Here is a 26,034-nt window from a genome sequence, read left to right on the forward strand (position 1 = left end):
CGCCGCTCGCCGCCGCGGCCGCCGCCCTCCAGATGCCGGGTTCCTCGGTGTGCAGGAGCCGCGCGAGCACTCCGCGCAGTGACTGGTTCGCGGTGTCCTCGGCCAACCCGACCCGTCCCGCCTCGAAGACCATCCGGGTCCAGAAGCGCCAGGAGTCGTACGGCAGGAGGGCGGCCGCGAGCAGCGTCGCACCGGTGAACGTGACGGCCGCCACGCACGCGTGCCGCACGGGTACGCGCCATCGCCCGCCCCTTGCGGCCTCGGCGGCGCCGGTGAGCAGCAGGAACACCGCGAAGAGCGCGGGCGTGAGCTTGATCGCCGCCGCGATGCCGATGCCGAGGCCCGCCCAGCGGTGGCCGGGGCGCCGGGACAGGTCCCACAGGACCAGGGCGGCGAGCAGCAGATTGATCTGGCCGTACCGCAGGGTCGTCCACACCGGCTCGGCCCAGACGGCGAGCGCGGACACCCACAGGGCGGTCTCCACACGCGCGTGCCCGGTGCCGGGGACGGGTCCGACGAGCCGGAGAGCGAGGTGCGTGAACGCCACCAGGAGGAGCAGGTTCCCCAGCGTCGCCAGCGTGCGCATGTCCGCCGTGTCCAGGAGCGTCAGCGGCGTGAACAGCAGGGCGGCGAACGGCGGGTAGGTGGTGGGCAGATGGGCCTCGGTGGTGCGCAGCGCGTAGAGGTCGCCGCCCGCGCGCACGGTCTCGCCCTCGGCGCGGTAGACCATCAAGTCGATCATCGAGACGTCCGCGGCGCGCTGCGCCAGCCAGAAGGCCGTGAAGGAGAGCAGGCACGCCCCGGCTGCGAGGGGCACGCGGCGGCGGGCGCCGGCAAGCGCGATCACGGTCACGAAGGCTGACAGTACCGGCCGTATCCGTACAGACCGGAAACGATTTGGTGGAGCACGGGGAGGACCGTGTAATGTTGGCGGAGCCGCCGGGGGAACCGGGCGGACAGGCAAGGGGCTATAGCTCAGTTGGTAGAGCGCCTGCATGGCATGCAGGAGGTCAGGAGTTCAATTCTCCTTAGCTCCACAGCAGATGAGAGCGGGCCACCCGGATCGGGTGGCCCGCTTTCGTGTGTCTTACCGGGTGTCTCCTAGTGGGGCCTCAATGGGTCCTCAGTGGGTCATTGCCGTCCGCTGCCGAGCGCCCTGCGGCCACGCCCCGGCGGGAGCGCGAGCGGCAGCGCCGTGCGTGGCGAGGGCACGGAGGGGTCTTCCTCGATGCGCAGCGCGAGCGCGGGGCAGCGGCGTACGGCACGTGCGGCACGCGCTTCGGAGTACCGCGGTACGGACGCTTCCGCCACGCCGGGGAAGCCGTCGGGGCCCAGCTGGATCAGCTCGGGGACGATGTCGGCGCACAGCCCGTGGCCCTGGCACAGCGTCCAGTCGACGGCGAGCCTGCGGCCGCTGGGGGCCTCTGCCGGGGGAGCTTCCGCCTGGAGCGGCAGAACGCCCTCCACGGGGCGGCCGCAGCCGCCGCCCAGGACGTGCGCGGCAAGATCGTCCGTGAACGCCGAGATGCTCGACTCGATGAAGGCCGCCGTGCCATCGGGGTGCTTGCAGGCGCCGCGTCGCTTCACCGCCCGCGTCACCTCGCGCAGCGCCTCCAGGGCGGTGGGACCGCCGCCGTCCAGGACATCCGTGAGGCCGCGGGCCGCGGCGGGAAGGCCCAGATAGCAGGGGCCGCACTGACCGGCGCTCTCTGAGGCCAGCCAGTTGGCCACGTGCAGTGCCTCCCCGAGCGGGCAGGTGCCGGGGCCGATCGGCAGGATCGCGCCCGCGCCGAGCGCGCCGCCGCAGGCCTCCAGGGAGGCGCGTGAGATCACCGCGTCATGAGCGGTGATCGCGTCGAGCCACTTGCCGTGATAGCCGCCCGTCAGGACGCCCTGGGGGAGCGGTGGGGCGCCGGCCAGCTGCAGGACGTACCGCAGGGGCACTCCGGTGGGGACCTCGACCACCATGGGCCGGGCGACGGCTCCGGAGACGGTGAGCAGCACCGTGCCCGGCTCCTCCCGCAAGCCGGTGCGGCAGTAGCGGTCGGCGCCGATCCGCGCGGCGACCGCCAGCTGGGCGAAGGTCTCCGCGTTGGAGAGCAGCGTGGGCGCTCCGCCCACTCCGGAGTCGGAGGTGCGCACCTTGCGGCCCGGCGGCACAGGAGGGCCGCCGTCCGCCGAGCGCACCAGGGCCGAGGACTCTCCGGTGACCATGCGCACCGGATTGCGCTGCACGCGCGCGCGGATGCTCGATCCGCGGCGGTTGGTCAGGCCGCGTTCGGCGAGCGCCGCGACCATCGAGGACTCGGTGGAGTCGCGGGTCACGCCCACGACGAGGGTGCGGGCGCCCAGGGCCTCGGCGGCAAGGAGAGCTCCGTCGAGGATGAGGTGCGGGGCGCGGTTGATCAGGACGGTGTCCTTGCGGCAGGCGGGTTCGTCCTCGCTGCCGTTGACGACGACCACGGGGCGCACGCCGCGACGTATCGCCGCGTCGGCGACCGCGCGCAGCTTCTTGGCGAAGGGGAAGCCCGCGCCGCCCCTGCCGCGCAGCGAGATGGCCTCGGAAAGGGCGGCGAGGGATTCGCCCGCCACGGGTTCGAGCGGGCCGTGCACCTTCAGGTGCATCGCCAGATCGAGGCGCTCGACCAGATCGAAGCCCGAGGTCAGGAGCGGAAGGCCGACGACGCGGACTTCGGGGACGTCGGGCAGCGACGCGTTCACTTGGGGCCTCCGGTGGCGGCGTTCCAGGGCTCGCCCGAGCTCGGCGCCTGGAAGGTGTGGGGCAGCGGTTCGGTGGCGGGGCCGCTGTCGTACGGGACTTGGTACGGGTCCTCGTACGGGGGAGTGTGGGCCGCGTCGTAGTCGTACGGCGGGTCGTACGCGGTGTCGTGGGAGCGGTAGGGGGCTTCCTCGGAGCCGTACGCCGTGGAGTGGGTGTCGTACGAGGTGTCGTACGGGATGTGGGGCGCCTCGGCCGGGGGAGGCGGCGACGGCGCCGGCCAGCGGGGCGGCGGGGGATCGGTGCGGGGCAGGACCTCCGTGGGCTGGTTGGTGGAGGCGAGGACGCGGTAGGCCGCCGCGATGCCGACCACCGGCGCCGGGTCGGACTCGGGTTCGGGGGCACGGCCTGGAGCGGCGGCCGTGCCGGGGAGCGGGGTCTCGGCGGTGTCCCGGCGGACGGCCTCCCTGTTGCGCGCCCTGCCCTCCGTCTCGAGGAGGGCCAGGATCCGGGCGGCCACCTTCCGCTTGATGGGGAGCGGGGACGCACGTAGCGCGACCGCACCTCCGACGGCGACCAGGCACAGGCAGTACAGGGCGATCACCCACGGCTTTGGCGCGCGTCCCGCGTACAGGCCGTGGATCAGCGCCGAACACCAGGCGGGGTAGGCGAGCATGTGCAGCGCGCGCCAGCGCGAGGCGACCTGGGCCGGCGAGGCGAAGGCGCTGCGCAGGGCCCCGGTGACGCCTGTGGCCACCATGAGGAGCCCGGCGAGCGAGCCGAGGCCGATGAGCCCGTCGCTGCCGGAGAAGCCGAGCCCGAAGGGGATGAGGGCGCCGACCGGGGACACGTGGTCGAGCGCGAGTTTGACGCTGACGTGGAGCAGAAGGAAACCGATGGAGGCGACGGCTGTGGCCCGGTGCACGGCCTGGGCGAGCAGTCGCTGACGGGAGTGCAGGAAGAGCCGGTCCGTGGCGACCAGGCCCCAGACGACGGCGGCGGTCAGGGAGACCAGGGACAGGACGCCCGTGGTGAAGTCGAGGGCGGCGCGGAAAGCGTCGCTCCCGACGACCACGAGCAGGGGTATCAGCAGCAGTGCGGCGGTGGTCAGAACTCCGCGCGTGGTTCTGCTCGGTTCGGGGAAGGCTGCGAACGAACGGCTCTTGCGGTTGGCGCGGTTGGTGCGGCTCTTGCGATGCGGATTCAGAGGGTTCATGGGGGCGACTCCGAAATGGCTCGATCGCCGCATGCTAAGTGGCCGCATACCAGTGAGTACGAGGTTTGAGTTATTGCGTTGTTATCTAAACGCGATGCGATCTTGGTGTTGCCCCGATAGCGGTCGGTACGCGGAGTAACCCTTGGCCAAAGGTCGGGTTCCGGGCCTCCGGCGTGCGGGGAGCGGCGCGGAGCCGACGCGGTGGAACCTCGTCGCGGGCCGCGTGAGCGCTGCGGTACCCTGACGCCATGCGTGCCGTACGCCTTCTGCTTAGCGGGCCGCGCTGATCAGTCCCGACCGCCGGAAAATCGCGGTCGGCATCGGCGCGGCGTCCCCTCCTGTGTGAGGGGCTTTTTCATTTGGCCGGGACGGTCATTTCCGCAGGCAGAGACGATCGATGGAGCTTTGAGGATCATGAGCGAGACGAATTCTGCTGCCGCCTCCGAGGTGGCCGCACCGCACCGCTATACGGCCGCCCTGGCCGCCGACATCGAGGCACGCTGGCAGGACTTCTGGGACGCGAACGGCACGTACGAGGCGCCGAACCCGAGCGGTGACATGGCCGCGGACGGGGACGCGCAGGCGGCGCTGGTCGCCAAGCCCAAGCAGTTCATCATGGACATGTTCCCGTACCCCTCCGGCGCGGGCCTGCACGTCGGCCACCCGCTGGGGTACATCGCCACGGACGTCTACGCACGCTTCCAGCGCATGACGGGCCACAACGTCCTGCACACCCTGGGCTTCGACGCCTTCGGCCTGCCCGCCGAGCAGTACGCCGTGCAGACGGGCACGCACCCCCGGGTCTCCACCGAGGCCAACATCGAGAACATGACGACGCAGCTGCGCGGTCTGGGCCTGGGCCACGACAAGCGCCGCTCCTTCGCGACGATCGACCCGGACTACTACAAGTGGACCCAGTGGATCTTCGTACAGATCTTCAACTCCTGGTACGACGAGGAGGCGAGTAAGGCGCGTCCGATCGCTGCCCTGGTCGCCCAGTTCGAGAGCGGCGAGCGTGCCGTACCGGACTCCACGCGCGCGTGGCACGAGCTGACCGCCCAGGAGCGTGCCGACCTGCTGAGCGAGTACCGCCTGGCGTACGCCTCCGACGCCCCCGTCAACTGGTGTCCCGGCCTGGGCACCGTCCTGGCGAACGAAGAGGTCACCGCCGACGGCCGGTCCGAGCGCGGCAACTTCCCCGTCTTCAAGGCCAAGCTGCGCCAGTGGAACATGCGCATCACGGCGTACGCGGACAGGCTGCTGGACGACCTGGACGGCCTGGACTGGCCCGAGGCCATCAAGCTGCAGCAGCGCAACTGGATCGGCCGCTCCGAAGGAGCCCGCGTCGACTTCCCGGTCGGCTCCGGGGACGAGGCCATCACCGTCTTCACCACCCGTCAGGACACCCTGTTCGGCGCGACCTACATGGTCCTGGCACCCGAGCACGAGCTGGTCGACAAGCTGACCCCGGCCGCCTGGCCCGAGGGCACCCACGACGTGTGGACCGGCGGACACGCGACGCCGGCCGAGGCCGTCGCCAAGTACCGCGCCTTCGCAGCCTCCAAGTCCGACGTGGAGCGCCAGGCCGACGCCAAGGAGAAGACCGGTGTCTTCACCGGTGTCTACGCGACCAACCCGGTCAGCGGCGAGCAGGTCCCGGTCTTCATCGCCGACTACGTCCTGATGGGCTACGGCACCGGCGCGATCATGGCCGTCCCGGCGCACGACAGCCGCGACTTCGCCTTCGCGCGCGCCTTCGAACTGCCCATGCGGTGCGTGGTCGAGCCCTCGGACGACCGCGGGACCGACGCGTCGACGTGGGAGGACGCGTTCGGTTCGTACGACGCGAAGCTGGTCAACTCCTCCGGGGACGGCATCTCGCTGGACGGCCTGGGCGTCGTCGACGCCAAGGCGCGCATCACGGAGTGGATGGCCCGCAAGGGCGTCGGCGAGGGCACCGTCAACTTCCGCCTGCGCGACTGGCTGTTCAGCCGCCAGCGCTACTGGGGCGAGCCCTTCCCGATCGTCTACGACGAGGACGGCATCGCCCACTCGCTGCCCGAGTCGATGCTGCCCCTGGAACTGCCGGAGGTCGACGACTACTCCCCGCGCACCTTCGACCCGGACGACGCGGCCACCTCCCCGGAGACGCCGCTGTCCCGCAACGAGGACTGGGTCAACGTCACCCTGGACCTGGGTGACGGCCCCAAGAAGTACCGCCGCGAGACCAACACCATGCCCAACTGGGCCGGTTCGTGCTGGTACGAGCTGCGCTACCTGGACCCGCACAACGACCAGAAGCTGGTCGACCCGGCCGTCGAGCAGTACTGGATGGGTCCGCGCGAGGGTCAGCCGACGGGTGGCGTCGACCTGTACGTGGGCGGCGCCGAGCACGCGGTGCTGCACCTGCTGTACGCCCGCTTCTGGTCGAAGGTGCTGTTCGACCTGGGGCACGTCTCGTCCTGCGAGCCGTTCCACAAGCTGTTCAACCAGGGCATGATCCAGGCCTACGTGTACCGCGACAGCCGTGGCTTCCCGGTCCAGGCCACCGAGGTCGAGGAGCGCGACGGCCAGTACTTCTTCGAGGGCGAGCCGGTCAAGCGCGAGCTGGGCAAGATGGGCAAGTCCCTGAAGAACGCGGTCACTCCGGACGAGATCTGCGAGGAGTACGGCGCGGACACCCTGCGCCTGTACGAGATGGCGATGGGCCCCCTGGACGTCTCGCGCCCGTGGGACACGCGCGCGGTGGTCGGCCAGTACCGCCTGCTGCAGCGCATGTGGCGTCTGATCGTCGACGAGTCGACCGGTGAGGTCACGGTCGCGGACGTCGCGGAGTCCGATGTCGCCGAGGGCACGCTGCGCGCCCTGCACAAGGCGATCGACGGCGTGCGCCAGGACCTGGACGGTATGCGGTTCAACACCGCCATCGCCAAGATCACCGAGCTGAACAACTACCTGACCAAGGAGGGCGGCGCGCTGCCGCGCTCGGTCGCCGAGCGCCTGGTGCTGCTGATCGCTCCGCTGGCCCCGCACGTCGGCGAGGAGCTGTGGCGCAAGCTGGGCCACACCGACACGGTCGTCCACCAGGACTTCCCCGTGGCCGACCCGGCGTACGTCGTGGACGAGACCGTGACCTGCGTCGTGCAGATCAAGGGCAAGGTCAGGGCGCGCCTGGAGGTCTCCCCGTCGATCTCGGACGAGGAGCTGGAGAAGGTGGCCCTGGGCGACGAGAGGGTGCTGGCGGCGCTGGACGGTGCCGGGATCCGCAAGGTCATCGTGCGGGCGCCGAAGCTGGTGAACATCGTTCCGGCCTGAGGGCACGCGAGGCTCCGGCCTCAGGACGAGTGGGCATGAGGGTAGTCCCCTACGGGCAGGTTGGGGGTTCCGTTGGAACCCGCGGCCTGCCCTTTGCGTTTACCGTTGAAGAGTCGGTGCGGAACCCGCCGCAGGACCTGAGGGGAGCGTCATGGAAGCCGTGGGCGTGATCGTGGCGCTGCTCGTACTGCTGTTCGTGGTCTTTGGTGCGTATATGACGGTGAAGGCGATCGGTGCCGCCAAGCGGGGCGTGGACCGCACGATCTCGCAGGCGCGCCGGTCGGTGGAGGACACGACGCTCCGCGCGAAGAGCTTCGCGCAGGTGGGCACGGCCGCCGAACTGGCCCAGCTGCGGCTCAAGTTGCGTACGTCGATGCGGGCCACGCAGGACGCCCTGCAGGCGGGCGTGGCCGAAGACGCCTCACTGAAGGAGTCCCTGGGGCTCTTCGAGCGGCTCAGCACGCATGGGCACGAGCTGGACGACGAGCTCCGGCGCCTCGAGCGGGACCCGGACAGGGCGACCCTTGCCGAGCGGCTCCCCGCGCTGCGGGAGCGTACGGCGCAGATCACCAAGTCGGCGGACTCGCTGCGGTGGTCCGCGCGTGACCGGGCCCACCGGTTCGCGGACGACGACCTGGACTCCCTGAGCGCGCAGATCGACCTGGAGGCGGGCGCACTGCGGCACTGGACGAAGGAGCCGTCACCCACGCAGACCCCTGCCGCGTGGCCCGAGCCCGAGCCGGCGGCGGACGCGGGCAAGGGTGCGGAGCAAACCTGGACAGAGCCGTCGGAGCCGTCGGAGCAGCCGGGGCGGCCGGAGCAGCCGAAGCCGTCCGCATCGGCTCAGGAGTCGGCGCGGCCCGCGATCACACCGCCGACGCCTCGGCCCTCTTACCCCTGGGAGAAGCGGGCCAGGCCCGAGAGCACGACGTGACCGCGCGGGTGACCTGGCACGGCCGGGACCACGGCTGGCAGACTGGCCCGCAAGGGGTCGGGCTGCCGCCTTCGGGCCCAGGCAGGTAATCTCCACCGCATGTCCCGTCATGTCGCGATCGTCACGGATTCAACGGCCTATCTGCCGCAGCGGACGATGGAGCGGCACGGCATCACGTCGGTACCCCTGACCGTCGTCCTCGGTGACCAGGCGCTCGAAGAGGGCACGGAGATCTCCGCCCGCTCTCTGGCCCTGGCGCTGCAGAAACGGCGTTCTGTGACCACCTCGCGGCCCAGCCCGGAAGTCTTCGCGGAGACCTATCGCAAGGTCGCCGAGTCGGGCGCGACGGCCATCGTCTCGCTGCATCTGTCCGCCGAGTTCTCGGGCACGTACGACGCTGCGGTCCTCGCGGCGAAGGACGCGCCGGTGCCGGTGCGGGTGGTGGACACCGGAATGGTCGCCATGGCCCTGGGCTTCTGCGCGCTCGCGGCGGCGGAGGCGGCCGAGGCCGGCGGCTCGGTCGATGAGGCGGTGACAGCGGCGGAGAAGCGGGCCGCGAACACCTCCGCGTACTTCTACGTCGACACACTGGACTATCTGCGCCGGGGCGGCCGGATCGGCGCCGCGCAGGCACTGTTGGGGTCGGCGCTGGCCGTGAAGCCGCTGCTTCAGCTGGACGGCGGGCGGATCGAGATGCTGGAGAAGGTGCGGACGGCGTCCAAGGCGATCGCGAGGCTGGAGGAGATCGTGATCGAACGGGCCGGGGAGAACCGCGTCGACATCGCGGTGCATCATCTGGCGGCGCCGGAACGGGCTTCGGCTCTCGCGGACCGGCTCAGGGACCGGGTGCCGGGCCTTGCGGAGCTGCATGTGAGCGAGGTCGGGGCGGTGATCGGGGCGCATACGGGGCCGGGGTTGTTGGGGGCTGTGATTTCGCCTCGGTGAGGGGCGGGTGTGGATGTGGGTGTGGGTGTGGGTGTGGGTGTGGGTGACGGAGTTATCCACAACTGCCGGGTAATCCACGGGAATTGACCAAGATCAACAAGGTGCCGTTGCGGTGCCTAACGTCGTCGGCATGGCACTTCGATCACTTTCACGGACACCTGCCGCGACGAGCGGACCGGGGCGAGGCCCCGCTTCCGACGGTCGCGCTTCTGACGGCCGCGAGCGATATCGGCACGCCCGCAGGCGGGCGGCCCGGCGCAGACACGCTTCGGCGGAGGCGCGGGCGCAGGCGTTGCGACAGCGCGCGGAGTCACTCTTCACCGAGCCCGAACGAGCGGGTGACGGGGGCGGGTTGAGGTCGGGGGCGCCGCCGGATGTGCGGGGGGTTGGGCTAGGGCCGGGCCCGGGGCCGGGGCCGGGGCCGGAGGGTCGGTCGGAGGCTGTGGGGCGTTCGGGGGCTGGGGCTGGGGCTGGGGCTGGGGCTGGGCTGGGGGCGGGAGCGAGGCCGCAGGCGCGGACGGAGGTTGCGAGGGGGGCGCGAGCGGAGTCGGGGCCTGGGGCGGGGCCGCAGGCGGGGCCAGGGCTTGTGCGGCGGTCACGGATGGAGCCGGGGTCGAGAATGGGGTCGGGGCCAGGGCCGGGGTCGGTTTCGGGACCGCAGTTGCTGTCCCCGTCGCATGCTGCGGCGCAATTGCACGGGCAGGCCGTGCAGCGGCGTTCCCCGGCTCCGGATGCCGTGCGGCACTCTCGACCGGTGTCGCAGCCGGAGGCCGTGGAGCGAGCGCGAGCTGTGTTGCAGGACCTGCGGCAGGAGACGCAGCAGGACGCGGAGAAGGACGCGGCGCAGTCTCGGTCGGATGCGCAACAGCCTGGGGGCAAGGGGCGGTCAGGGGCTGTGCGGCAGTCGGGGCTGAGGCCTGGGTTGGTGTCGCCGCCGGAGAGGGTGGCGGTGTCGCAGTCTCGGACGCAGTCGCGTCCTCTGCCCGAGTCCCAAGCTCAGTCCCAAGCCCGGCCCCAAGCCCGGTCCCAAGCCCGGCCCCCAGTCCTGTCTCCAGCCCAGCCCCAGTCCCAGCAGCCGGTGCTGCCTGCGGTTGGAGGTGAGTCGGGGGCGCCCATGCGGGGGCGGGTGGGGCTTGCTGTGCGGGAGCGGTTGCCGTTGTGGCTGCAGCTGCGGTGTGGTCTTGAACGGCGGAGTCTGGTCGCGCTCGCCGTAGTTCTCGTCCTTGCCGCGGTGTTCGCCACCCAGCACTTCTGGGCAGGGCGGACGCAGCCGGTGCGGGCGCCGGACGTGGTCGGGGCGGCGCCCGATCGGGGCCCGGAGCCGTCTCCGTCCCCGGGAGCCCCGCCTCCTCCGGAGGGCGGTGGCAGGTCGGCGGCCGGCGCGGGCGGTGTTCCCGGCGCGGGCGGCGGTGGAGTCGTCGTGGACGTCAGCGGGAAGGTCCGCAGCCCCGGAATTCTGCGGCTGCCCGCGGGTTCCAGGGTCGCCGACGCGCTGAAGGCTGCCGGTGGGGTCCGCCCCGGTGCGGACACGGACGGCCTCAACCGTGCCCGTTTGCTCGTCGATGGGGAACAGGTGGTGGTGGGAGCACCTGCGGTGGCTCAGGCAGTGCCTGGCGCGGGGTCGGCCGCCGGGCCGACGGGGGCGAGCCCCGCCGCGCCGGTGGGCCTCAACACGGCGACCGCCGAGCAGCTCGACGAACTGCCTGGCGTCGGGCCCGTGCTGGCCCAGCACATCATCGACTACCGCACGGAACACGGCGGTTTCCGCTCGGTGGACGAGCTGCGCGAGGTCAATGGAATCGGCGACAAGCGCTATGCCGACCTGCAGAATCTCGTGCGGCCATGAGGGCGGCCAGGCGCGCGACCGTGGTGCCGGGGGCTTCAACGGCCCCGGATCACGCCACCGTTCACGCCACCGTTCACGCCCCGTCCGGGCGTCGACCCGGGGACGCCCACCCCCGCCAGGAGGGACCGCTGGACCTGCGCCTCGTGCCGCCCGCCCTCGCGGCCTGGGGGACGGCGGCCCTGGCGCTCGATGCCCCGCCCCGGTGGGTGATCGCAGCCGTGGTGGTCTGTGTGGTGGTGGCAGGTGCCCTGTTGGTGACATGGACGGTGCGGGGGCGGCCGACGGATGAGCCGGGGGAGGCCCCAGGGCGGCGGCAGACCTGGCGGCGGGTCTCGGTGGCGGCCGTTCTCCTCTGTGCCGCGGCGGGCGCTACCTCCGCGGCGCTGCACGGGGCCGATCTGCACCGGGGCCCAGTCCCTGCCCTGGCTCGTCAATATGCCGAAGCGGAAGTTGAGTTGGAGGTCACATCCGATCCTCGGCTCACCAGGCCCCGCGTCACGGGAGCCCACGCCGTGCCGCCTTCGGTCATGCTGAACGCGGAGATCGTCCGGGTCACGGCGGCGGACGGCGAGACCTCCGTGACCCGCACCCCGGCCCTGGTCTTTGCCGGGGACGGGGAGAGGGGCGGGGGCAGGGAAGCCTCCGACAGGAATGCCCCCGGCAGGGAATCTGCAGGGCCCTGGCCCAAGGCGCGCTGGCTCGCGCTTCTGCCCTCGACCAGGCTGCGTGTCCGGGCAAGCCTCGCGCCTCCCTTGCCGCAGGGTGACCGCATCGCGGCGGTGCTCCGGGTGGAGGGAGGGCAGACGCCGCGGGTGGTCGAGGCCCCGTCAGGGCCGCAGCGCCTGGCGGGGCGGTTGCGGGGCGGATTGCGGGAGGCCACGGACGGGTTGCCGCCCGATGCCAGGGCACTGTTGCCCGGCCTTGTGGTCGGGGACACATCCCGCGTGGCACCCGAGCTGGAAGAGGCCTTCAGGGCAACGGATCTGACGCACCTCCTCGCCGTGAGCGGCGCCAATCTCACGATCGTCCTCGCCCTGCTCATCGGCCCGCCCAGTCTTGCCCAGCGCGCGGAACGGCGCGGCCTCGCCCCACGGTTGGGGATTTCGCTGCGGACGACAGCGGTGCTCGGCGGTGCTCTCACCCTCGGCTTCGTCATCGTCTGCCGGCCGGACCCGAGCGTGCTGCGGGCCGCGGCCTGCGGACTGATCGCGCTGCTCGCCATCGGCACCGGGCGGCGCCGCTCGCTGATCCCGGCCCTGGCGGCCGCCGTACTGCTGCTCGTCCTGTACGACCCGTGGCTGGCCCGCAGCCCCGGCTTTCTGCTCTCCGTCCTCGCCACCGGCGCCCTTCTCACCCTCGCCCCGAGGTGGAGCGCCGCGCTTCAAAGACGCCGGGTCCCCCCACGTCTGGCCGAGGCGTTGGCCGCCGCGGGTGCCGCGCAGGCGGTGTGCGCGCCCGTCGTCGCCGTCATCGCGGCACGGTTGAGCCTGGTGGCGGTGCCCTGCAACCTCCTCGCGGAGGTGGCCGTCGCGCCTGCCACGGTCCTCGGCTTCGCCACGCTTGCGGCGGCGCCGTTGGCGATGCCGGTCGCGAAGCTCCTTGCCTGGTGCGCGAGTTGGCCCACCGCATGGATCGCGGACATCGCTCGCGCGGGTGCGGCTCTGCCCGGCAGTGGAGTCGACTGGCCCGGCGGCTGGCGTGGAGGCCTGCTGCTCGCCCTCGCCACGGTCGGCGTGGTCCTGGTCGGCCGCAGGCTCGTCAGGCACCCCTGGCTCAGCACGGCCTGCGCCCTGCTGCTCCTCCTGGCGATCGTGCAACCCCCGCCCCTCACCCGGGTGATCGCGGGCTGGCCGCCACCGGGCTGGCGGTTCGCGATGTGTGACGTGGGTCAGGGGGATGCCACCGTGCTCGCCGCGGGTGACGGGGCAGGAGTGGTCGTAGACGCCGGTCCTGACCCGATGCTCGTGGACCGCTGTCTGCGCTCGCTCGGCGTGACCCGTGTACCGCTCGTGCTGCTCACCCACTTCCATGCCGACCATGTGGCGGGCCTGCCTGGTGTGCTGCGGGGGCGTTCGGTCGGGGCGATCCAGACGACGGGGTATCAAGAGCCGCCCGAACAGGCGCGGTTCGTGCGCGCGCAGGCGGCCGCACACCGGATTCCGGTGAGCCATGCGGTGGCGGGGGAGCGGCGCCGTGCGGGCGGCGGTGCCCTCGACTGGCAGGTGCTCTGGCCCACGGCGGAGGGTGAGGGGGCGGGCGAGGGGGCGGGCCCGGTGTCGTCTCCCGATGGCCCGAACGACGCCAGCGTCACCCTGCTCGTCCGCGCCAGGGGGCTGACCCTGCTCCTGCTCGGCGATCTCGAACCGCCCGCCCAGCGAGCCCTGTCGCGCACGCCGGCCGTGGCGGCCTTGCCACCCGTGGACGTGCTCAAGGTCGCCCACCACGGCTCGGCCTACCAGGACCCCGGACTCCTGCGGCGGGCATCGCCTCGCCTCGCTCTCATCTCTTGCGGCAGGGACAACTCGTACGGACACCCGGCACCCCGCACCGTCGCGGCGTTGCGGGCCGGTGGAGCGGAGGTACTGCGGACGGACACGAATGGCTCGATCGCGGTCATCGGACCGACCGGCGGATCGGCGGGTCAGTCCACGGAGGGGGCCGCTCCGGTCCTGGAGGTGGCCACTCGGCCGCCCTAGCGGGCCGCCGGACCCAGGCCTCCCGAGCCGTCCAGCCCTGGGCCGAGCCCTCCCTGAGCTGCCGACGAGCCGTCAACGAGCCGCCGATGAGCTGCCAAAACACCCCTCGGAGTAATCAATTCGGCTACTCGCGACACTTCAAGCGACGGTGCAGCATTCCAGCGAAGTGGGTTCGTGTTGCATCGAATGCCGCAACGGTGATCGAATGCCTCTTCGTGACAGGAGTTGTCAAGGTGCGCGGGGGTGTGTCGCATATGTTCGGCCGTTGGCTGGGAGACCGTACGAACCGAGCCGGTCGGACGAACCGGGCCGGTGGGGCAGGAAGGACGGCTGGGGCAGGACGAGCCGGTGGGGCAGGACGGCTTGGGGCGGGCCGGGCGGGCCGGGTAGGTCGGGTCGGGGGTCCCTTGTCCGCCGTGGCGGTTCCGCCCAGTGCGGGAGTGCTCAGCTGCCGGGTGCTCGATCCCGTCAATGAGCCTGTGCGGCACGCGGAGTTCGCGGTCAGCGATGCCATGGGGCGCAAGGTCGTCGGCGGGGGCCTTGATCCGTTCGGTTCGTTCGTCGCGACCGTTCCGGCCGGTGACTACCGCCTTGCGGTCTCGGCGGAAGGGTTCACGCCGTACCGGGCGAACGCCACGGTCGGGGAGAGCGCGCACGCCTCGCTCGGTGACGTCATGCTCCAGATAGCCCCGCCCCCGGCGCTGCCCGAGCCCGGTGACTGGGAGATCGACCCCCTGCACTCCTCGGTCGCCTTCACCGCGCGGCACATCGGTCTTGCCCGTATTCACGGCCGGTTCAACAGCTTCGCGGGTGCCATACGGCTGGGGGAGCGCATGGAGGACTCCGCGATGCACGTCGTCATCGACGCCGCCTCCATCGACACCGCGGTACAGATGCGCGACGACCACCTGCGGTCCGGCGACTTCCTCGACGTGGGGCGCTTCCCGACGATGGAGTTCTACGGCGACCGCTTCGTGCACAAGGGCGGCAGCCGCTGGGCGATCACGGGCGGCCTGACGCTGCACGGCGTGACGCGCACGGTCACGCTGGAGACGGAGTACCTCGGGGTCGGCCAGGGCCTGGAGGGTGAGACCCGCGTCGCCTGCCGTGCCTCCACCGAGCTGCACCGCGACGACTTCACGATCAACTGGCAGACGATGCTCGCCCGTGGCATCGCGGCGATCGGCCCCAGCATCACGATCGACCTCGACATCCAGGTCCTGCCCAAGGGCTGACGCCCGTCCCCCGCCGGGCTCACGACGGCCCCGTCGGGCCCCCGTCAGGAAGCCTAGGGAGCCTCGAGCCAGCCCTCGTGCTCCGCCGCCAGTGCGTCGAGCGCCGTGCGGTCGAGGCGTCGCTCGGGGTCCTCGACCACGACCAGCCACTGGGCGTCCTCGGCGTCGTCCTCACCGGCCAGGGCGTCACGGACGAGTTGAGGCTGCTCGCGCACGCCGAATCGGTCGGGGAGTTCTTCGGCCACTTCCTCCGCGGCATCGCGGTCGGGCAGCACCAGGACATGTCGTACGTCGGTCACCTGGCCATTCTCCGGTACGGGGCGAGCCGCCCGGGAACCGGCTGTACGGGACGGGCTGTCAGTGCCGCGTGGGATGCTTGACCGCGATGGCCAGGAAGACAGATACCGCCGACCCGCTCGCTCCTCTCACGCTCGCCGTGGGCCAGGAGGACCTCCTCCTCGACCGCGCCGTGCAGCAGGTGGTCGCGGCCGCCCGTGCCGCCGACGCGGACACGGACGTGCGCGACCTCACCTCCGACCAGCTGCAGCCCGGCACGCTCGCCGAGCTGACCAGCCCCTCGCTCTTCGCCGAGCGCAAGGTCGTGGTCGTGCGCAACGCGCAGGATCTGTCGGCCGACACGATCAAGGACGTGAAGGCGTATCTCGGGTCGCCCGCCGAGGAGATCACCCTGATCCTGCTGCACGCGGGCGGGGCCAAAGGCAAGGGTCTGCTCGACGCGGCCCGCAAGGCGGGGGCCCGTGAGGTCGCCTGCCCCAAGATGACCAAGGCCGCGGATCGGCTCTCGTTCGTGCGGAGCGAGTTCCGCGCCCTGGGCCGTTCGGCCACGCCCGAGGCGTGCCAGGCCCTTGTCGACTCGATCGGCAGCGATCTGCGGGAGCTCGCGTCTGCGGCCTCCCAGCTGGTGGCGGACGTCGAGGGCACGATCGACGAGGCGATCGTCGGCCGCTATTACACGGGCCGCGCCGAGGCCTCCAGCTTCACCGTGGCCGACCGTGCGGTGGAGGGGCGAGCCGCTGAAGCGCTCGAAGCGTTGCGCTGGTCCCTGTCGACCGGTGTCGCTCCCGTCCTGATCACCAGCGCGTTGGCACAGGCCGTGCGGGCCATCGGGAAGCTGTCATCCGCGCGGGGCGGGCGTCCGGCCGACCTCGCTCGTGAGCTGGGCATGCCGCCCTGGAAGATCGATCGGGTGCGGCAGCAGATGCGGGGGTGGACTCCTGACGGGGTCGCCGCCGCGCTTACCGCTGTCGCGGCGGCCGATGCGGGGGTCAAGGGGGGCGGGGACGATCCCGAGTACGCCCTGGAGAAGGCCGTCGTCGCCGTCGCTCGCGCGGCCAGGCCCCGCCGCTAGGCGTTGCCACTGGGCGTTGCCACTGGGCCTGCGCCGCTGAGTACCCCGCTGAGCACCCGTCGGTTCTGAATCTGCGGGTCGTCTGTGACTGGTCGCGCAGTTCCCCGCGCCCCTGACGGGGCGCCCCCACAGGCGTCAGCCGACCTCAAACACAGCAATGCCCCCGGAGTGGGCCGGGGGCATCGTCGCAGCGTGGCGTACTGCGTGGTCTGTCCGCGATTCGAGGTAGAGGGCTCGAATTACCCTCGCGGGAGGATTGATCAGCGCCCCGGCGAGCCGGGGCAAGGGTTTCAGGCCTGGAGGGACGCGGCCTTCGAAGCAAGCGCCGACTTCTTGTTGGCGGCCTGGTTCTTGTGGATGACGCCCTTGGAGACGGCCTTGTCGAGCTGGCGCGAAGCCTCGCGCGTCGCCTCGACGGCCTTCTGGGTGTCACCAGCGGCAACGGCCTCGCGAGCCTTGCGGATCGCGGTCTTCAGGGAAGACTTGACCGCCTTGTTGCGCTGACGCGCCTTCTCGTTGGTCTTGATCCGCTTGATCTGGGACTTGATGTTCGCCACGAAAGAGCCTTTTCAGGTTCAGGTACTGCAGAGGTACTGCAGATGAGTTTCTTTGACACGCGCCTCAGGACCGTCAGTACCGAGTGGGACCGAGAGGGCCAGGAGACACAGCTGCCCAGATTACCAGCCGCCCTCCGACCGGCCCAATCCGGCCTCGGCCGCCCACCCGGATCGGCCCAATCCGGGCTCGGCCGCCCACCCGGACCGGCCCAAACCGGGCCCAGTACCTCACCCATGGGACCATGGAACCTACGTATAGATCCGACCCGAGGCGACAGGCGCCTCAAGAGACAGGACCCTGCGTGCCCGCGACCCCTAAAAATGTGCCCGCGCCGAGCCGTACCGACCCGGCTCTGATCCGCAATTTCTGCATCATCGCGCACATCGACCACGGCAAGTCCACGCTCGCCGACCGGATGCTCCAGCTGACCGGTGTGGTCGAGCAGCGGCAGATGCGCGCCCAGTACCTCGACCGCATGGACATCGAGCGTGAGCGCGGCATCACGATCAAGTCCCAGGCGGTGCGGCTGCCCTGGGCCCCCACGGAGGGCCCGGGCGCCGAGCAGAGCAAGACCCACATCCTCAACATGATCGACACCCCGGGTCACGTGGACTTCACGTACGAGGTGTCCCGCTCGCTCGCGGCCTGTGAGGGCACGGTCCTCCTCGTGGACGCGGCGCAGGGCATCGAGGCTCAGACTCTCGCCAACCTCTACCTGGCGATGGAGAACGACCTCAAGATCGTCCCGGTGCTCAACAAGATCGACCTGCCGGCCGCCCAGCCGGAGAAGTTCTCCGAGGAGCTCGCCAACCTCATCGGCTGCGAGCCGGAGGACGTGCTGAAGGTCTCCGCGAAGACCGGCATGGGCGTCGAGGCGCTGCTCGACAAGGTCGTCGCCGAGGTTCCGCCGCCGGTCGGCGTCGCGGACGCCCCGGCGCGCGCGATGATCTTCGACTCGGTGTACGACTCCTACCGAGGCGTCGTGACCTACGTACGAGTCATCGACGGCCAGCTCAACAGGCGTGAGCGCATCCGGATGATGTCCACCGGCGCCACCCACGAGCTCCTTGAGATCGGTGTCTCATCGCCCGAGATGACCCCGGCCGACGGCATCGGCGTCGGCGAGGTGGGCTACATCATCACCGGCGTGAAGGACGTCCGTCAGTCCAAGGTCGGCGACACGATCACCTCCCTGCACAATGGCGCCACCGAGGCCCTCGGCGGTTACAAGGACCCGAAGCCGATGGTCTTCTCGGGTCTCTATCCGCTGGACGGCTCGGAGTACCCCGACCTGCGCGAGGCCCTCGACAAGCTGCAGCTCAACGACGCCGCCCTTGTCTACGAGCCGGAGACGTCGGCCGCCCTCGGCTTCGGCTTCCGTGTGGGCTTCCTGGGTCTGCTTCACCTCGACGTGATCCGTGAGCGGCTCGAGCGCGAGTTCGGGCTCGACCTCATCGCCACCGCTCCGAACGTGGTCTACCGCGTGGTCATGGAGGACGGCACCGAGCACACGGTCACCAACCCGAGTGAGTTCCCCGAGGGCAAGATCGACCAGGTCTTCGAGCCCGTCGTGCGCGCCACGCTCCTCGCGCCCAGCGAGTTCATCGGCTCGATCATGGAGCTGTGCCAGAACAGGCGCGGCACCCTGCTCGGCATGGACTACCTCTCCGAGGACCGTGTGGAGATCCGCTACACGCTGCCCCTCGCCGAGATCGTGTTCGACTTCTTCGACCAGCTCAAGTCCAAGACGCGCGGTTATGCCTCGCTGGACTACGAGCCCACCGGCGAGCAGTCCGCCCAGCTCGTCAAGGTCGACATCCTGCTGCACGGCGACAAGGTCGACGCCTTCTCGGCCGTCACGCACAAGGACGCGGCGTACGCGTACGGCGTGCGGCTCGTCGCCAAGCTGCGCGAGCTCATCCCGCGCCAGGCCTTCGAGATTCCCGTCCAGGCCGCGATCGGCTCCCGGGTCATCGCCCGCGAGACCATCCGCGCCATCCGAAAGGACGTCCTCGCCAAGTGCTACGGCGGTGACATCTCGCGTAAGCGCAAGCTGCTCGAGAAGCAGAAGGAGGGCAAGAAGCGCATGAAGATGGTCGGCTCCGTCGAGGTGCCGCAGGAAGCCTTCATCGCGGTGCTCTCCAGCGACGACAGCGGTCCGGGCAAGGCCAAGAAGTAGCCCACACCTCAGCCGCCGCCCCGTCCGGCACGGGCGTCACACAGGCATCTCAGCGGGTCCGTCGCGCTCTTGCGCGGCGGACCCGTTCTTGTAGGAAGTGACAGGCAGATGCCCCTTACGCACCGGGCCTCGGCGCTCTACTCTGATCACTGCTCGTAGGTTACTCGCAAGTTAAACAAGACCAGCAGCCGCCAGCCAGTCGCCGCATTGTCGCGGGTCCGGAGGATGTCGTGAGCGACACACAGACCTTGATCGAGAACCGTCCGCCGTCCGTGGCGCATCTCTTGCTGGAACGCGTGGCTGCCACGCCCGACGCCGAGGCCTATCGCTATCCCGTGCCGGCGGCCTCCGGCGAGGGCCCCGACGAATGGAAGTCGCTGAGCTGGGCGCAGGCCGCCGAGCGGGTCTACGCGATCTCGGCGGGCCTCATCGAGCTCGGCCTCGCCCCCGAGGACCGGGTGGCGCTCGCCTCGTCCACGCGGGTCGAGTGGATCCTCGCCGACCTCGGCATCCTCTGCGCGGGCGCGGCCACCACCACGGTGTATCCGCAGACCAACGCCGAGGAGTCCACCTACATCCTGGCCGACTCCGACAGCCGGGTGCTGATCGCCGAGGACGCCGAGCAGCTCGCCAAGGCCCGCGAGAAGCGGGCCGAGCTGCCCGATCTCCGGCATGTCGTGGTGATCGACGCCGAGGGCGCGGAGCCCGTCGAAGGCGACCCCGATGGCTGGGTGCTCACCCTCGCCGACCTGGAGGCGCGCGGCGCCGCCCACCTGGAGAAGAACCCGGGGGCGGTCAAGGAGCGGATCGCGGCGATCACCAAGGACCAGCTCGCCACGATCATCTACACCTCAGGCACCACGGGCCGCCCCAAGGGCGTGCGCCTGCCGCAGGACAACTGGTCGTACATGGCGAAGGCCATCGCGGCGACCGGTCTCCTCGGCCCGGACGACGTGCAGTACCTGTGGCTGCCGCTCGCGCACGTCTTCGGCAAGGTGCTGACCTCCGGGCAGATCGAGCTCGGGCACGTCACCGCGGTCGACGGCCGCGTCGACAAGATCATCGAGAACCTTCCGGTGGTGCAGCCGACGTACATGGCCGCCGTGCCGCGCATCTTCGAGAAGGTCTACAACGGGGTCGCGGCCAAGGCACGGGCCGGCGGCGGCGCCAAGTACAAGATCTTCCTGTGGGCCGCCGACGTCTCCCGCGAGTACGCGAAGGTCAGCCAGGACAACTTCCGCAGGACCGGCAACGCGTCCGTGCCCTTCGGTCTCGGCGCCAAGCACAAGGTCGCCGACGCGCTCGTCTACTCCAAGCTGCGGGAGGCCTTCGGCGGACGCCTGCGCGCCGCCGTCTCAGGGTCGGCCGCGCTCGCGCCCGACATCGGCTACTTCTTCGCCGGCGCGGGCATCCACATCCTGGAGGGCTACGGCCTCACCGAGTCCTCCGCGGCCTCCTTCGTCAACCCCGGCGAGGCCTACCGCACCGGCACCGTCGGCAAGCCGCTGCCCGGCACCGAGGTCCGGATCGCGGACGACGGCGAGATCCTGCTGCGCGGCCCCGGCATCATGGAGGGCTACCACGGCCTCCCCGAGAAGACGGCCGAGGTCCTGGAGTCCGACGGGTGGTTCCACACCGGTGACATCGGCGAGCTGTCCACGGACGGCTACCTGCGGATCACCGACCGCAAGAAGGACCTGATCAAGACCTCCGGCGGCAAGTACATCGCGCCCGCCGAGGTCGAGGGCCAGTTCAAGGCCGTCTGCCCGTACGTCTCCAACATCCTGGTGCACGGCGCCGACCGGAACTTCTGCACCGCTCTGATCGCGCTCGACGAACCGTCCATCCTGGCCTGGGCCAAGGACAACGGCATGGACGGCAAGAGCTACGCCGACGTGGTCGCGGCGCCGGCGACGGTCGAGCTCATCGAGGGCTATGTGAAGCAGCTCAACGAAGGTCTGCAGCGCTGGCAGACCGTCAAGAAGTTCAAGCTGCTGCCCCGCGATCTGGACATCGAGCACGGCGAGCTGACGCCCAGCCTGAAGCTGAAGCGCCCGGTCGTCGAGCGCGAGTACCAGCACCTGATCGACGAGATGTACGCGGGCTCGCGCGAGGCCTGAGCCTCAAGTCCCGCACGTGGGCGGGGGGTTGGACCCATGGGGCACATGGGTCAGGCGCCCCGCCCGCGCCGCATCTCCCTCACCAGCTCCTCCATGTGCGTCACATGGTGGCGCAGTTCGAGGACGTCCTTGAGGCTGCTGGCCGCCATGTGCGTCTCGATCGCCGAGAGGCGGGCCGCCAGCTCGTCGAACTGCTGCTGCTCGCGCGCCAGGATCTTCTCCAACTGCTGGTTCTTGCGGTGCAGTTCGAGGAAGACGGTGACCTTGGCGCGCAGCACCCAGGGGTCGAACGGTTTGGTCAGATAGTCCGCGGCGCCCGTCGCGTAGCCGCGGAAGGCGTAGCCCGCGTCGTTGTCGGTGCCCGTCAGGAAGATGATGGGCACGTCCTTGGTCTGGTCGAGCCGTTTGATGTTCGACGCGGTCTCGAAGCCGTCCATCCCCGGCATGCGGACGTCCAGGAGGATCACGGCGAAACGTTGGCGCAAGAGCGCCTTCATCGCCTCCTCGCCCGAACGGGCGCGTACCAGCGGTTCGTTCAGTGACCCCAGGACGGCTTCCAGCGCCATCAGATTGTCCTCCATGTCATCGACAAGGAGGATGCTCGCGCGGTTGTCGGTCATGACCTCTGTGCTCATGGTGACAGTGCCTCACTCGATCGTCGGCGGAACCGCGGTCTCCCCTTGAGCGCCTGCCGGTTCCGGTGCAACGGGTTTCTCTGCTGTGGTGGGGGTGTCCGGCTCTGCCGTGCCCTCGCCCTCGGGGGCCAGTAGGGCGCAGGCGACGGTGAGCAGCTGGTCCACGTCCACGGGCTTGGGTACGTAGTCGCTCGCACCCTGTTCGATGGCCTTCTCGCGGTCGCCCGGCATGGCCTTGGCGGTCAGCGCGATGATGGGAAGACCGGTCCAGCGGGGGCTGCGGCGGATGGCGGAAATGGTTTCGTAGCCGTCCATCTCCGGCATCATGATGTCCATCAGGATGAGGTCGGTGTCGGGATTGCGCTCCAGGGTCTCGATGCCTTCACGGCCGTTCTCCGCGTAGAGGACGGGCATGCCGACACGGCTCAGCACATGGGTGAGCGCGAAGACGTTGCGGATGTCGTCGTCCACGATCAGGACGCGGCGCCCGCGCAGTATCCGGCCGGCGGGGCCCTCCCTGTACTCCTCCAGCTTGGTGGGCGTCGGCCAGCTGTCGTTCTGGTCGTGGAAGGTGTGCGGGGTCATGGTGACCCGGTCGTCGTGCGGCTCCGGTGTCGTGAGCGACCTGGTCGCCGCGTACGCCGCGGCGGCGGGTCCGTGTCCGGGGTGCACCACGGGGACGTACAGCGAGAACACGGAGCCCTGGCCCGGGGTGCTCTGCGCGGTGATGCGGCCGCCGAGCAGCCCGGCGATCTCGCGGCTGATGGAGAGGCCGAGGCCGGTGCCGCCGTACTTGCGGTTGGTGGTGCCGTCGGCCTGCTGGAACGCCTCGAAGATGGCCGGGAGTTGATCGGCCGGGATGCCGATGCCGGTGTCCTTGACGGCGAAACAGAGCCGGTCGCCGCCGTCGTGGAGCCGCCGCTCACTGGTGTTGTTGACGCGGCTCACGCGCAGCTCGACGCCGCCGCTCGCGGTGAACTTGACCGCGTTGGACAGGAGGTTGCGCAGGATCTGCTGGAGCCGTTGCTCGTCCGAGAACATCTCGCGCGGCACGTCCTCGCCGACCGACACCTCGAAGGCGAGCCCGCGGTCCAGGGTGAGCGGGCGGAACGTCGCGTGGACGTAGTCGAGGACCTTGATCAGAGGGAGCTTCTTGGGGCGTACGTCCATCCGGCCCGCCTCGATCTTCGACAGGTCCAGGATGTCGTTGATGAGCTGGAGGAGGTCGGAGCCCGAGCGGTGGATCGTGGTCGCGAACTGCACTTCCTGGTCGGAGAGATGGCTGTCCGGGTTGTCGGAGAGCAGCCGGGCCAGGATGAGCAGGGAGTTCAGCGGGGTGCGCAGCTCGTGCGACATGTTGGCGAGGAACTCCGACTTGTACTGCGAGGAGGTGGCCAGGAGCGCCGCCTTCTCCTCCAGTTCGGCGTTCGAGCGCTGCAACTCAGCCTGCTGGAGCTGGAGTTCGTCCGAGCGGTCCTGGAGCTGCGTGGCGAGCCGCTGGGACTCGCTGAGCAGTGATTCCGTACGGGAGTTGGCGATGATCGTGTTGATCGCGACGCCGATGGTGCTCACGAACTGGTCGAAGAACGCCAGGTGCACGTCCGAGAAGCGGGAGAAGGTGGCCAGCTCGATCACGCCGAGGAGCTTGTCCTCGAAGAGGATGGGGATGATCACCAGGCTGGCAGGGACGGCGTCCCCGAGCCCCGAAGTGATCTTGATGTAGTCGGGCGGGACCTCGTCGACCAGGATCCGCTTCTTCTCCAGAGCGGCCTGACGCACCAGGCCGTGCGCGGGCATCGCACCGGTGTCGACGACCGAGCCCTGCGCTGAGCCGTACCCGGCGATGAAGGCGAGCCCCTTGACCGGGGGAGTCTGCAGCGTCGTGGCCTCCCCGGCATCCGGGTCGGCCAGGAAGAAGGCGCCGTACTGCGCGTTCACCAGCGGGGTCAGCTCGCGCAGGATCAGGTCGGCGACCTCCATCAGATCGCGGTGGCCCTGCATCAGACCCGCGAGACGGGCGAGGTTCGACTCCAGCCAGTCCTTGGCGCGGGTGGTCTCACGGAGGTTGGAGACCATGACGTTGATGTTGTTCTTGAGCTCGGAGACCTCGCCACGGGTCTCGACCGTGATGGAGCGGGTCATGTCGCCCTGCGCCACGGCCGACGCGACCTCGGCGATCGCGCGGACCTGCGTGGTGAGGTTCAGGGCCAGCTCGTTCACGTTCGTCGTCAGCCGCTTCCACGTGCCATAGACGCCCTCGACCCTTGCCTGGCCGCCCAGTTGGCCCTCGGAACCAACCTCGCGGGCCACGCGGGTGACCTCGGATGAGAAGGAGGACAGCGTGTCCACCATGGTGTTGATGGTGGTCTTCAGCTCCAGGATCTCGCCGCGCGCGTCCACGTCGATCTTCTTGGAGAGGTCGCCCTGGGCCACCGCCGTCGCGACCTGCGCGATGTTGCGGACCTGCCCCGTGAGGTTGTCGGCCATGTAGTTGACGTTGTCGGTCAGGTCCTTCCACACACCCGATACGCCGAGCACCTGGGCCCGCCCGCCGAGCCTGCCGTCCGTTCCGACCTCGCGGGCCACACGGGTCACCTCGTTCGCGAAGGCGCGCAGCTGCTCCACCATCGTGTTGACGGTGTCCTTCAGCTCCAGGATCTCGCCGCGCGCCGTCACCGTGATCATCTTGGACAGGTCGCCGTTGGCGACGGCCGTGGTGACCTGGGCGATGTTCCGCACCTGTGAGGTGAGGTTCAGCGCCATGAAGTTGACGTTGTCGGTGAGGTCCTTCCATACGCCGGACACGCCACGCACCTGGGCCTGGCCGCCGAGGTTGCCTTCCGTGCCGACCTCGCGGGCGACGCGGGTGACCTCGTCGGCGAACGCGGAGAGCTGGTCCACCATCGTGTTGATGGTCGACTTCAGTTCGAGGATCTCGCCCTTCGCCTCGACCGTGATCTTCTTGCCGAGGTCGCCCTGGGCGACGGCCGTCGACACGAGGGCGATATTGCGCACCTGTGAGGTGAGGTTGTCCGCCATGAAGTTGACGTTGTCGGTGAGGTCCTTCCATACGCCGGACACGCCACGCACCTGAGCCCGGCCGCCCAGATTGCCTTCCGTGCCGACCTCACGGGCCACGCGCGTGACCTCGTCGGCGAACGCGGAGAGCTGGTCCACCATCGTGTTCACCGTCGACTTCAGCTCCAGGATCTCGCCCCGGGCGTCGACGGTGATCTTCTGGCTCAGGTCGCCGTTGGCGACGGCCGTGGTGACCTGGGCGATGTTCCGCACCTGAGAGGTGAGGTTCGACGCCATGAAGTTGACGTTGTCGGTGAGGTCCTTCCATACGCCGGACACACCGCGGGCCTGCGCCCGGCCGCCCAACTGGCCTTCGGTGCCCACCTCGCGGGCCACCCGCGTCACCTCGGCGGCGAACGCGGAGAGCTGCTCGACCATCGTGTTGACGGTCAGCTTCAGTTCGAGCAGCTCGCCCGTCGCCTCGACCGTGACGGTCCGCGTCAGGTCGCCCTGCGCCACCGCCGTCGTCACCAGGGCGATGTCACGCACCTGGGCGGTGAGCCGGGCAGCCATCGTGTTCACGGCCTCCGTCACGTCCCGCCAACTGCCCGACAGGCCACGCACCTTGGCGCGCCCACCGAGCCGCCCCTCCGTGCCGACCTCACGGGCGACGCGGGTGACCTCGCCCGTGAAGAGCGACAACTGGTCGACCATCGTGTTCACCGCGCGGCCCAGACGCCGCAGGTCGCCCCGCAGCTCGCGCGTGCCGTCGTGCAGGTCCACGCGCTGCGTGAGGTCGCCGCCCGCGACCGCGTTCAGGACGCGGGTCGCGTTGGCCGCCGGGGCGACCAGGGAGTCGAGCAGCGAGTTGACGTCCTGGACGCGGGTGGCCCAGCTGCCGTGCCCCGGGCTCGCGCTGAAGCGCTCGTCGAGGTGTCCGTGGCGGATGATCTCCCGGCGTACGCGGGCGAGTTCGCCGTCGAAGTGCAGGGAGCGGTCCATCATCTCGTTGAACACGGAGTGCAGCTCCGCGGTCATGCCGTGGCCGGTCACCGGGACCTTCGTGAAGTCCCCGTCCCGCGCGGACCGCATGGCGGCCAGGAGCGGGCGCAGGTCGGAGATCGCTTCGGGGACGGTCTCCGGGACGGTCTCCGGGGTGATTTCTGGCGTCGCATCCGGAGCATGTCCGTCTGACGGCGCGGGTATCGGAGCTCGTTTCGGGGCCGGAATTCGACCGTAACCGAGCGCG

General features: G+C 70.3%; 16 protein-coding genes and 1 tRNA gene. 10 read left to right on the top strand and 7 right to left on the bottom strand.

All coding sequences use genetic code 11. The features are described from left to right. On the bottom strand, nucleotides 1–853 hold an 853-nt coding region (locus tag ABD378_RS33935), incomplete at its 3' end, for a glycosyltransferase 87 family protein (protein WP_344527334.1). A gap of 111 nt (nucleotides 854–964) precedes the next feature. Here ABD378_RS33935 and ABD378_RS33940 point away from each other — a divergent pair. After that, nucleotides 965–1,037: transfer RNA gene (locus ABD378_RS33940), tRNA-Ala, on the top strand. Nucleotides 1,038–1,131: 94 nt separating this feature from the next. Here ABD378_RS33940 and ABD378_RS33945 read toward each other — a convergent pair. Together ABD378_RS33945 and ABD378_RS33950 are read right to left on the bottom strand one after the other, a co-directional pair. Beyond that, a complete protein-coding gene (locus ABD378_RS33945) occupies nucleotides 1,132–2,721 on the bottom strand; it encodes an NADH-ubiquinone oxidoreductase-F iron-sulfur binding region domain-containing protein (protein ID WP_344527336.1) in 1,590 nt (529 codons plus the stop codon). After that, nucleotides 2,718–3,935, bottom strand: a complete 1,218-nt coding sequence (locus ABD378_RS33950; RefSeq protein WP_344527338.1) for a ferric reductase-like transmembrane domain-containing protein — start codon at nucleotides 3,933–3,935, stop codon at nucleotides 2,718–2,720. The genes ABD378_RS33945 and ABD378_RS33950 overlap by 4 nt, the downstream gene beginning before the upstream one ends. A 414-nt stretch (nucleotides 3,936–4,349) precedes the next feature. On the opposite strand from ABD378_RS33950, the gene leuS reads away from it, so the two are divergent. The 6 genes from leuS (at nucleotide 4,350) to ABD378_RS33980 (ending at nucleotide 14,906) form a co-directional block, all read left to right on the top strand. After that, entirely contained in the window at nucleotides 4,350–7,250 is a 2,901-nt protein-coding gene (leuS, locus tag ABD378_RS33955) for a leucine--tRNA ligase (RefSeq protein WP_344527340.1), read from the top strand. Between the two features lie 151 nt (nucleotides 7,251–7,401). Beyond that, a complete protein-coding gene (locus tag ABD378_RS33960; protein ID WP_344527342.1) occupies nucleotides 7,402–8,184 on the top strand; it encodes a dihydrolipoyllysine-residue succinyltransferase component of 2-oxoglutarate dehydrogenase complex in 783 nt (260 codons plus the stop codon). A 99-nt stretch (nucleotides 8,185–8,283) separates the two neighbouring features. After that, entirely contained in the window at nucleotides 8,284–9,129 is an 846-nt protein-coding gene (locus ABD378_RS33965; RefSeq protein WP_344527344.1) for a DegV family protein, read from the top strand. Between the two features lie 1,078 nt (nucleotides 9,130–10,207). Then, on the top strand, nucleotides 10,208–10,975 hold the full coding sequence (locus ABD378_RS33970; RefSeq protein WP_425583918.1) for a ComEA family DNA-binding protein: 768 nt from the start codon (nucleotides 10,208–10,210) through the stop codon (nucleotides 10,973–10,975). Next, complete coding sequence (locus ABD378_RS33975; protein WP_344527346.1) at nucleotides 10,972–13,671, top strand: ComEC/Rec2 family competence protein; 2,700 nt, start codon at nucleotides 10,972–10,974, stop codon at nucleotides 13,669–13,671. The genes ABD378_RS33970 and ABD378_RS33975 overlap by 4 nt, the downstream gene beginning before the upstream one ends. Before the next feature lie 254 nt (nucleotides 13,672–13,925). After that, nucleotides 13,926–14,906, top strand: coding sequence for a YceI family protein (locus ABD378_RS33980; protein WP_386546807.1), 981 nt, complete (start codon nucleotides 13,926–13,928; stop codon nucleotides 14,904–14,906). A 53-nt stretch (nucleotides 14,907–14,959) separates the two neighbouring features. Here the strand turns inward: ABD378_RS33980 and ABD378_RS33985 are convergent, their stop codons facing one another. Beyond that, nucleotides 14,960–15,205, bottom strand: coding sequence for a hypothetical protein (locus ABD378_RS33985; RefSeq protein WP_344527350.1), 246 nt, complete (start codon nucleotides 15,203–15,205; stop codon nucleotides 14,960–14,962). Nucleotides 15,206–15,291: 86 nt separating this feature from the next. Between ABD378_RS33985 and holA the strand changes: the two genes are divergently transcribed. Continuing rightward, nucleotides 15,292–16,275, top strand: coding sequence for a DNA polymerase III subunit delta (gene holA, locus ABD378_RS33990; protein WP_344527352.1), 984 nt, complete (start codon nucleotides 15,292–15,294; stop codon nucleotides 16,273–16,275). Between the two features lie 290 nt (nucleotides 16,276–16,565). Here holA and rpsT read toward each other — a convergent pair whose 3' ends face one another. Further along, nucleotides 16,566–16,832 (bottom strand): 30S ribosomal protein S20, encoded by a 267-nt coding sequence (gene rpsT / locus ABD378_RS33995; protein WP_344527354.1) that lies wholly within the window; start codon nucleotides 16,830–16,832, stop codon nucleotides 16,566–16,568. A gap of 302 nt (nucleotides 16,833–17,134) precedes the next feature. Between rpsT and lepA the strand changes: the two genes are divergently transcribed. Then, nucleotides 17,135–19,012: a translation elongation factor 4 gene (gene lepA / locus ABD378_RS34000; RefSeq protein ID WP_344527356.1), complete on the top strand. Its 1,878-nt coding sequence runs from the start codon at nucleotides 17,135–17,137 to the stop codon at nucleotides 19,010–19,012. Nucleotides 19,013–19,242: 230 nt separating this feature from the next. Continuing rightward, a complete protein-coding gene (locus tag ABD378_RS34005; RefSeq protein ID WP_344527358.1) occupies nucleotides 19,243–21,132 on the top strand; it encodes an AMP-dependent synthetase/ligase in 1,890 nt (629 codons plus the stop codon). 50 nt (nucleotides 21,133–21,182) lie between these two features. On the opposite strand, the gene ABD378_RS34010 is transcribed toward ABD378_RS34005, so the two are convergent. Further along, nucleotides 21,183–21,767, bottom strand: coding sequence for a response regulator (locus ABD378_RS34010; RefSeq protein ID WP_344527360.1), 585 nt, complete (start codon nucleotides 21,765–21,767; stop codon nucleotides 21,183–21,185). Between the two features lie 12 nt (nucleotides 21,768–21,779). Beyond that, a complete protein-coding gene (locus tag ABD378_RS34015) occupies nucleotides 21,780–25,877 on the bottom strand; it encodes a HAMP domain-containing protein (RefSeq protein WP_344527362.1) in 4,098 nt (1,365 codons plus the stop codon). Between the last annotated feature and the right edge of the window lie 157 nt (nucleotides 25,878–26,034).

This window comes from Streptomyces rectiviolaceus (assembly GCF_039533825.1).
Classification (GTDB): domain Bacteria; phylum Actinomycetota; class Actinomycetes; order Streptomycetales; family Streptomycetaceae; genus Streptomyces; species Streptomyces rectiviolaceus.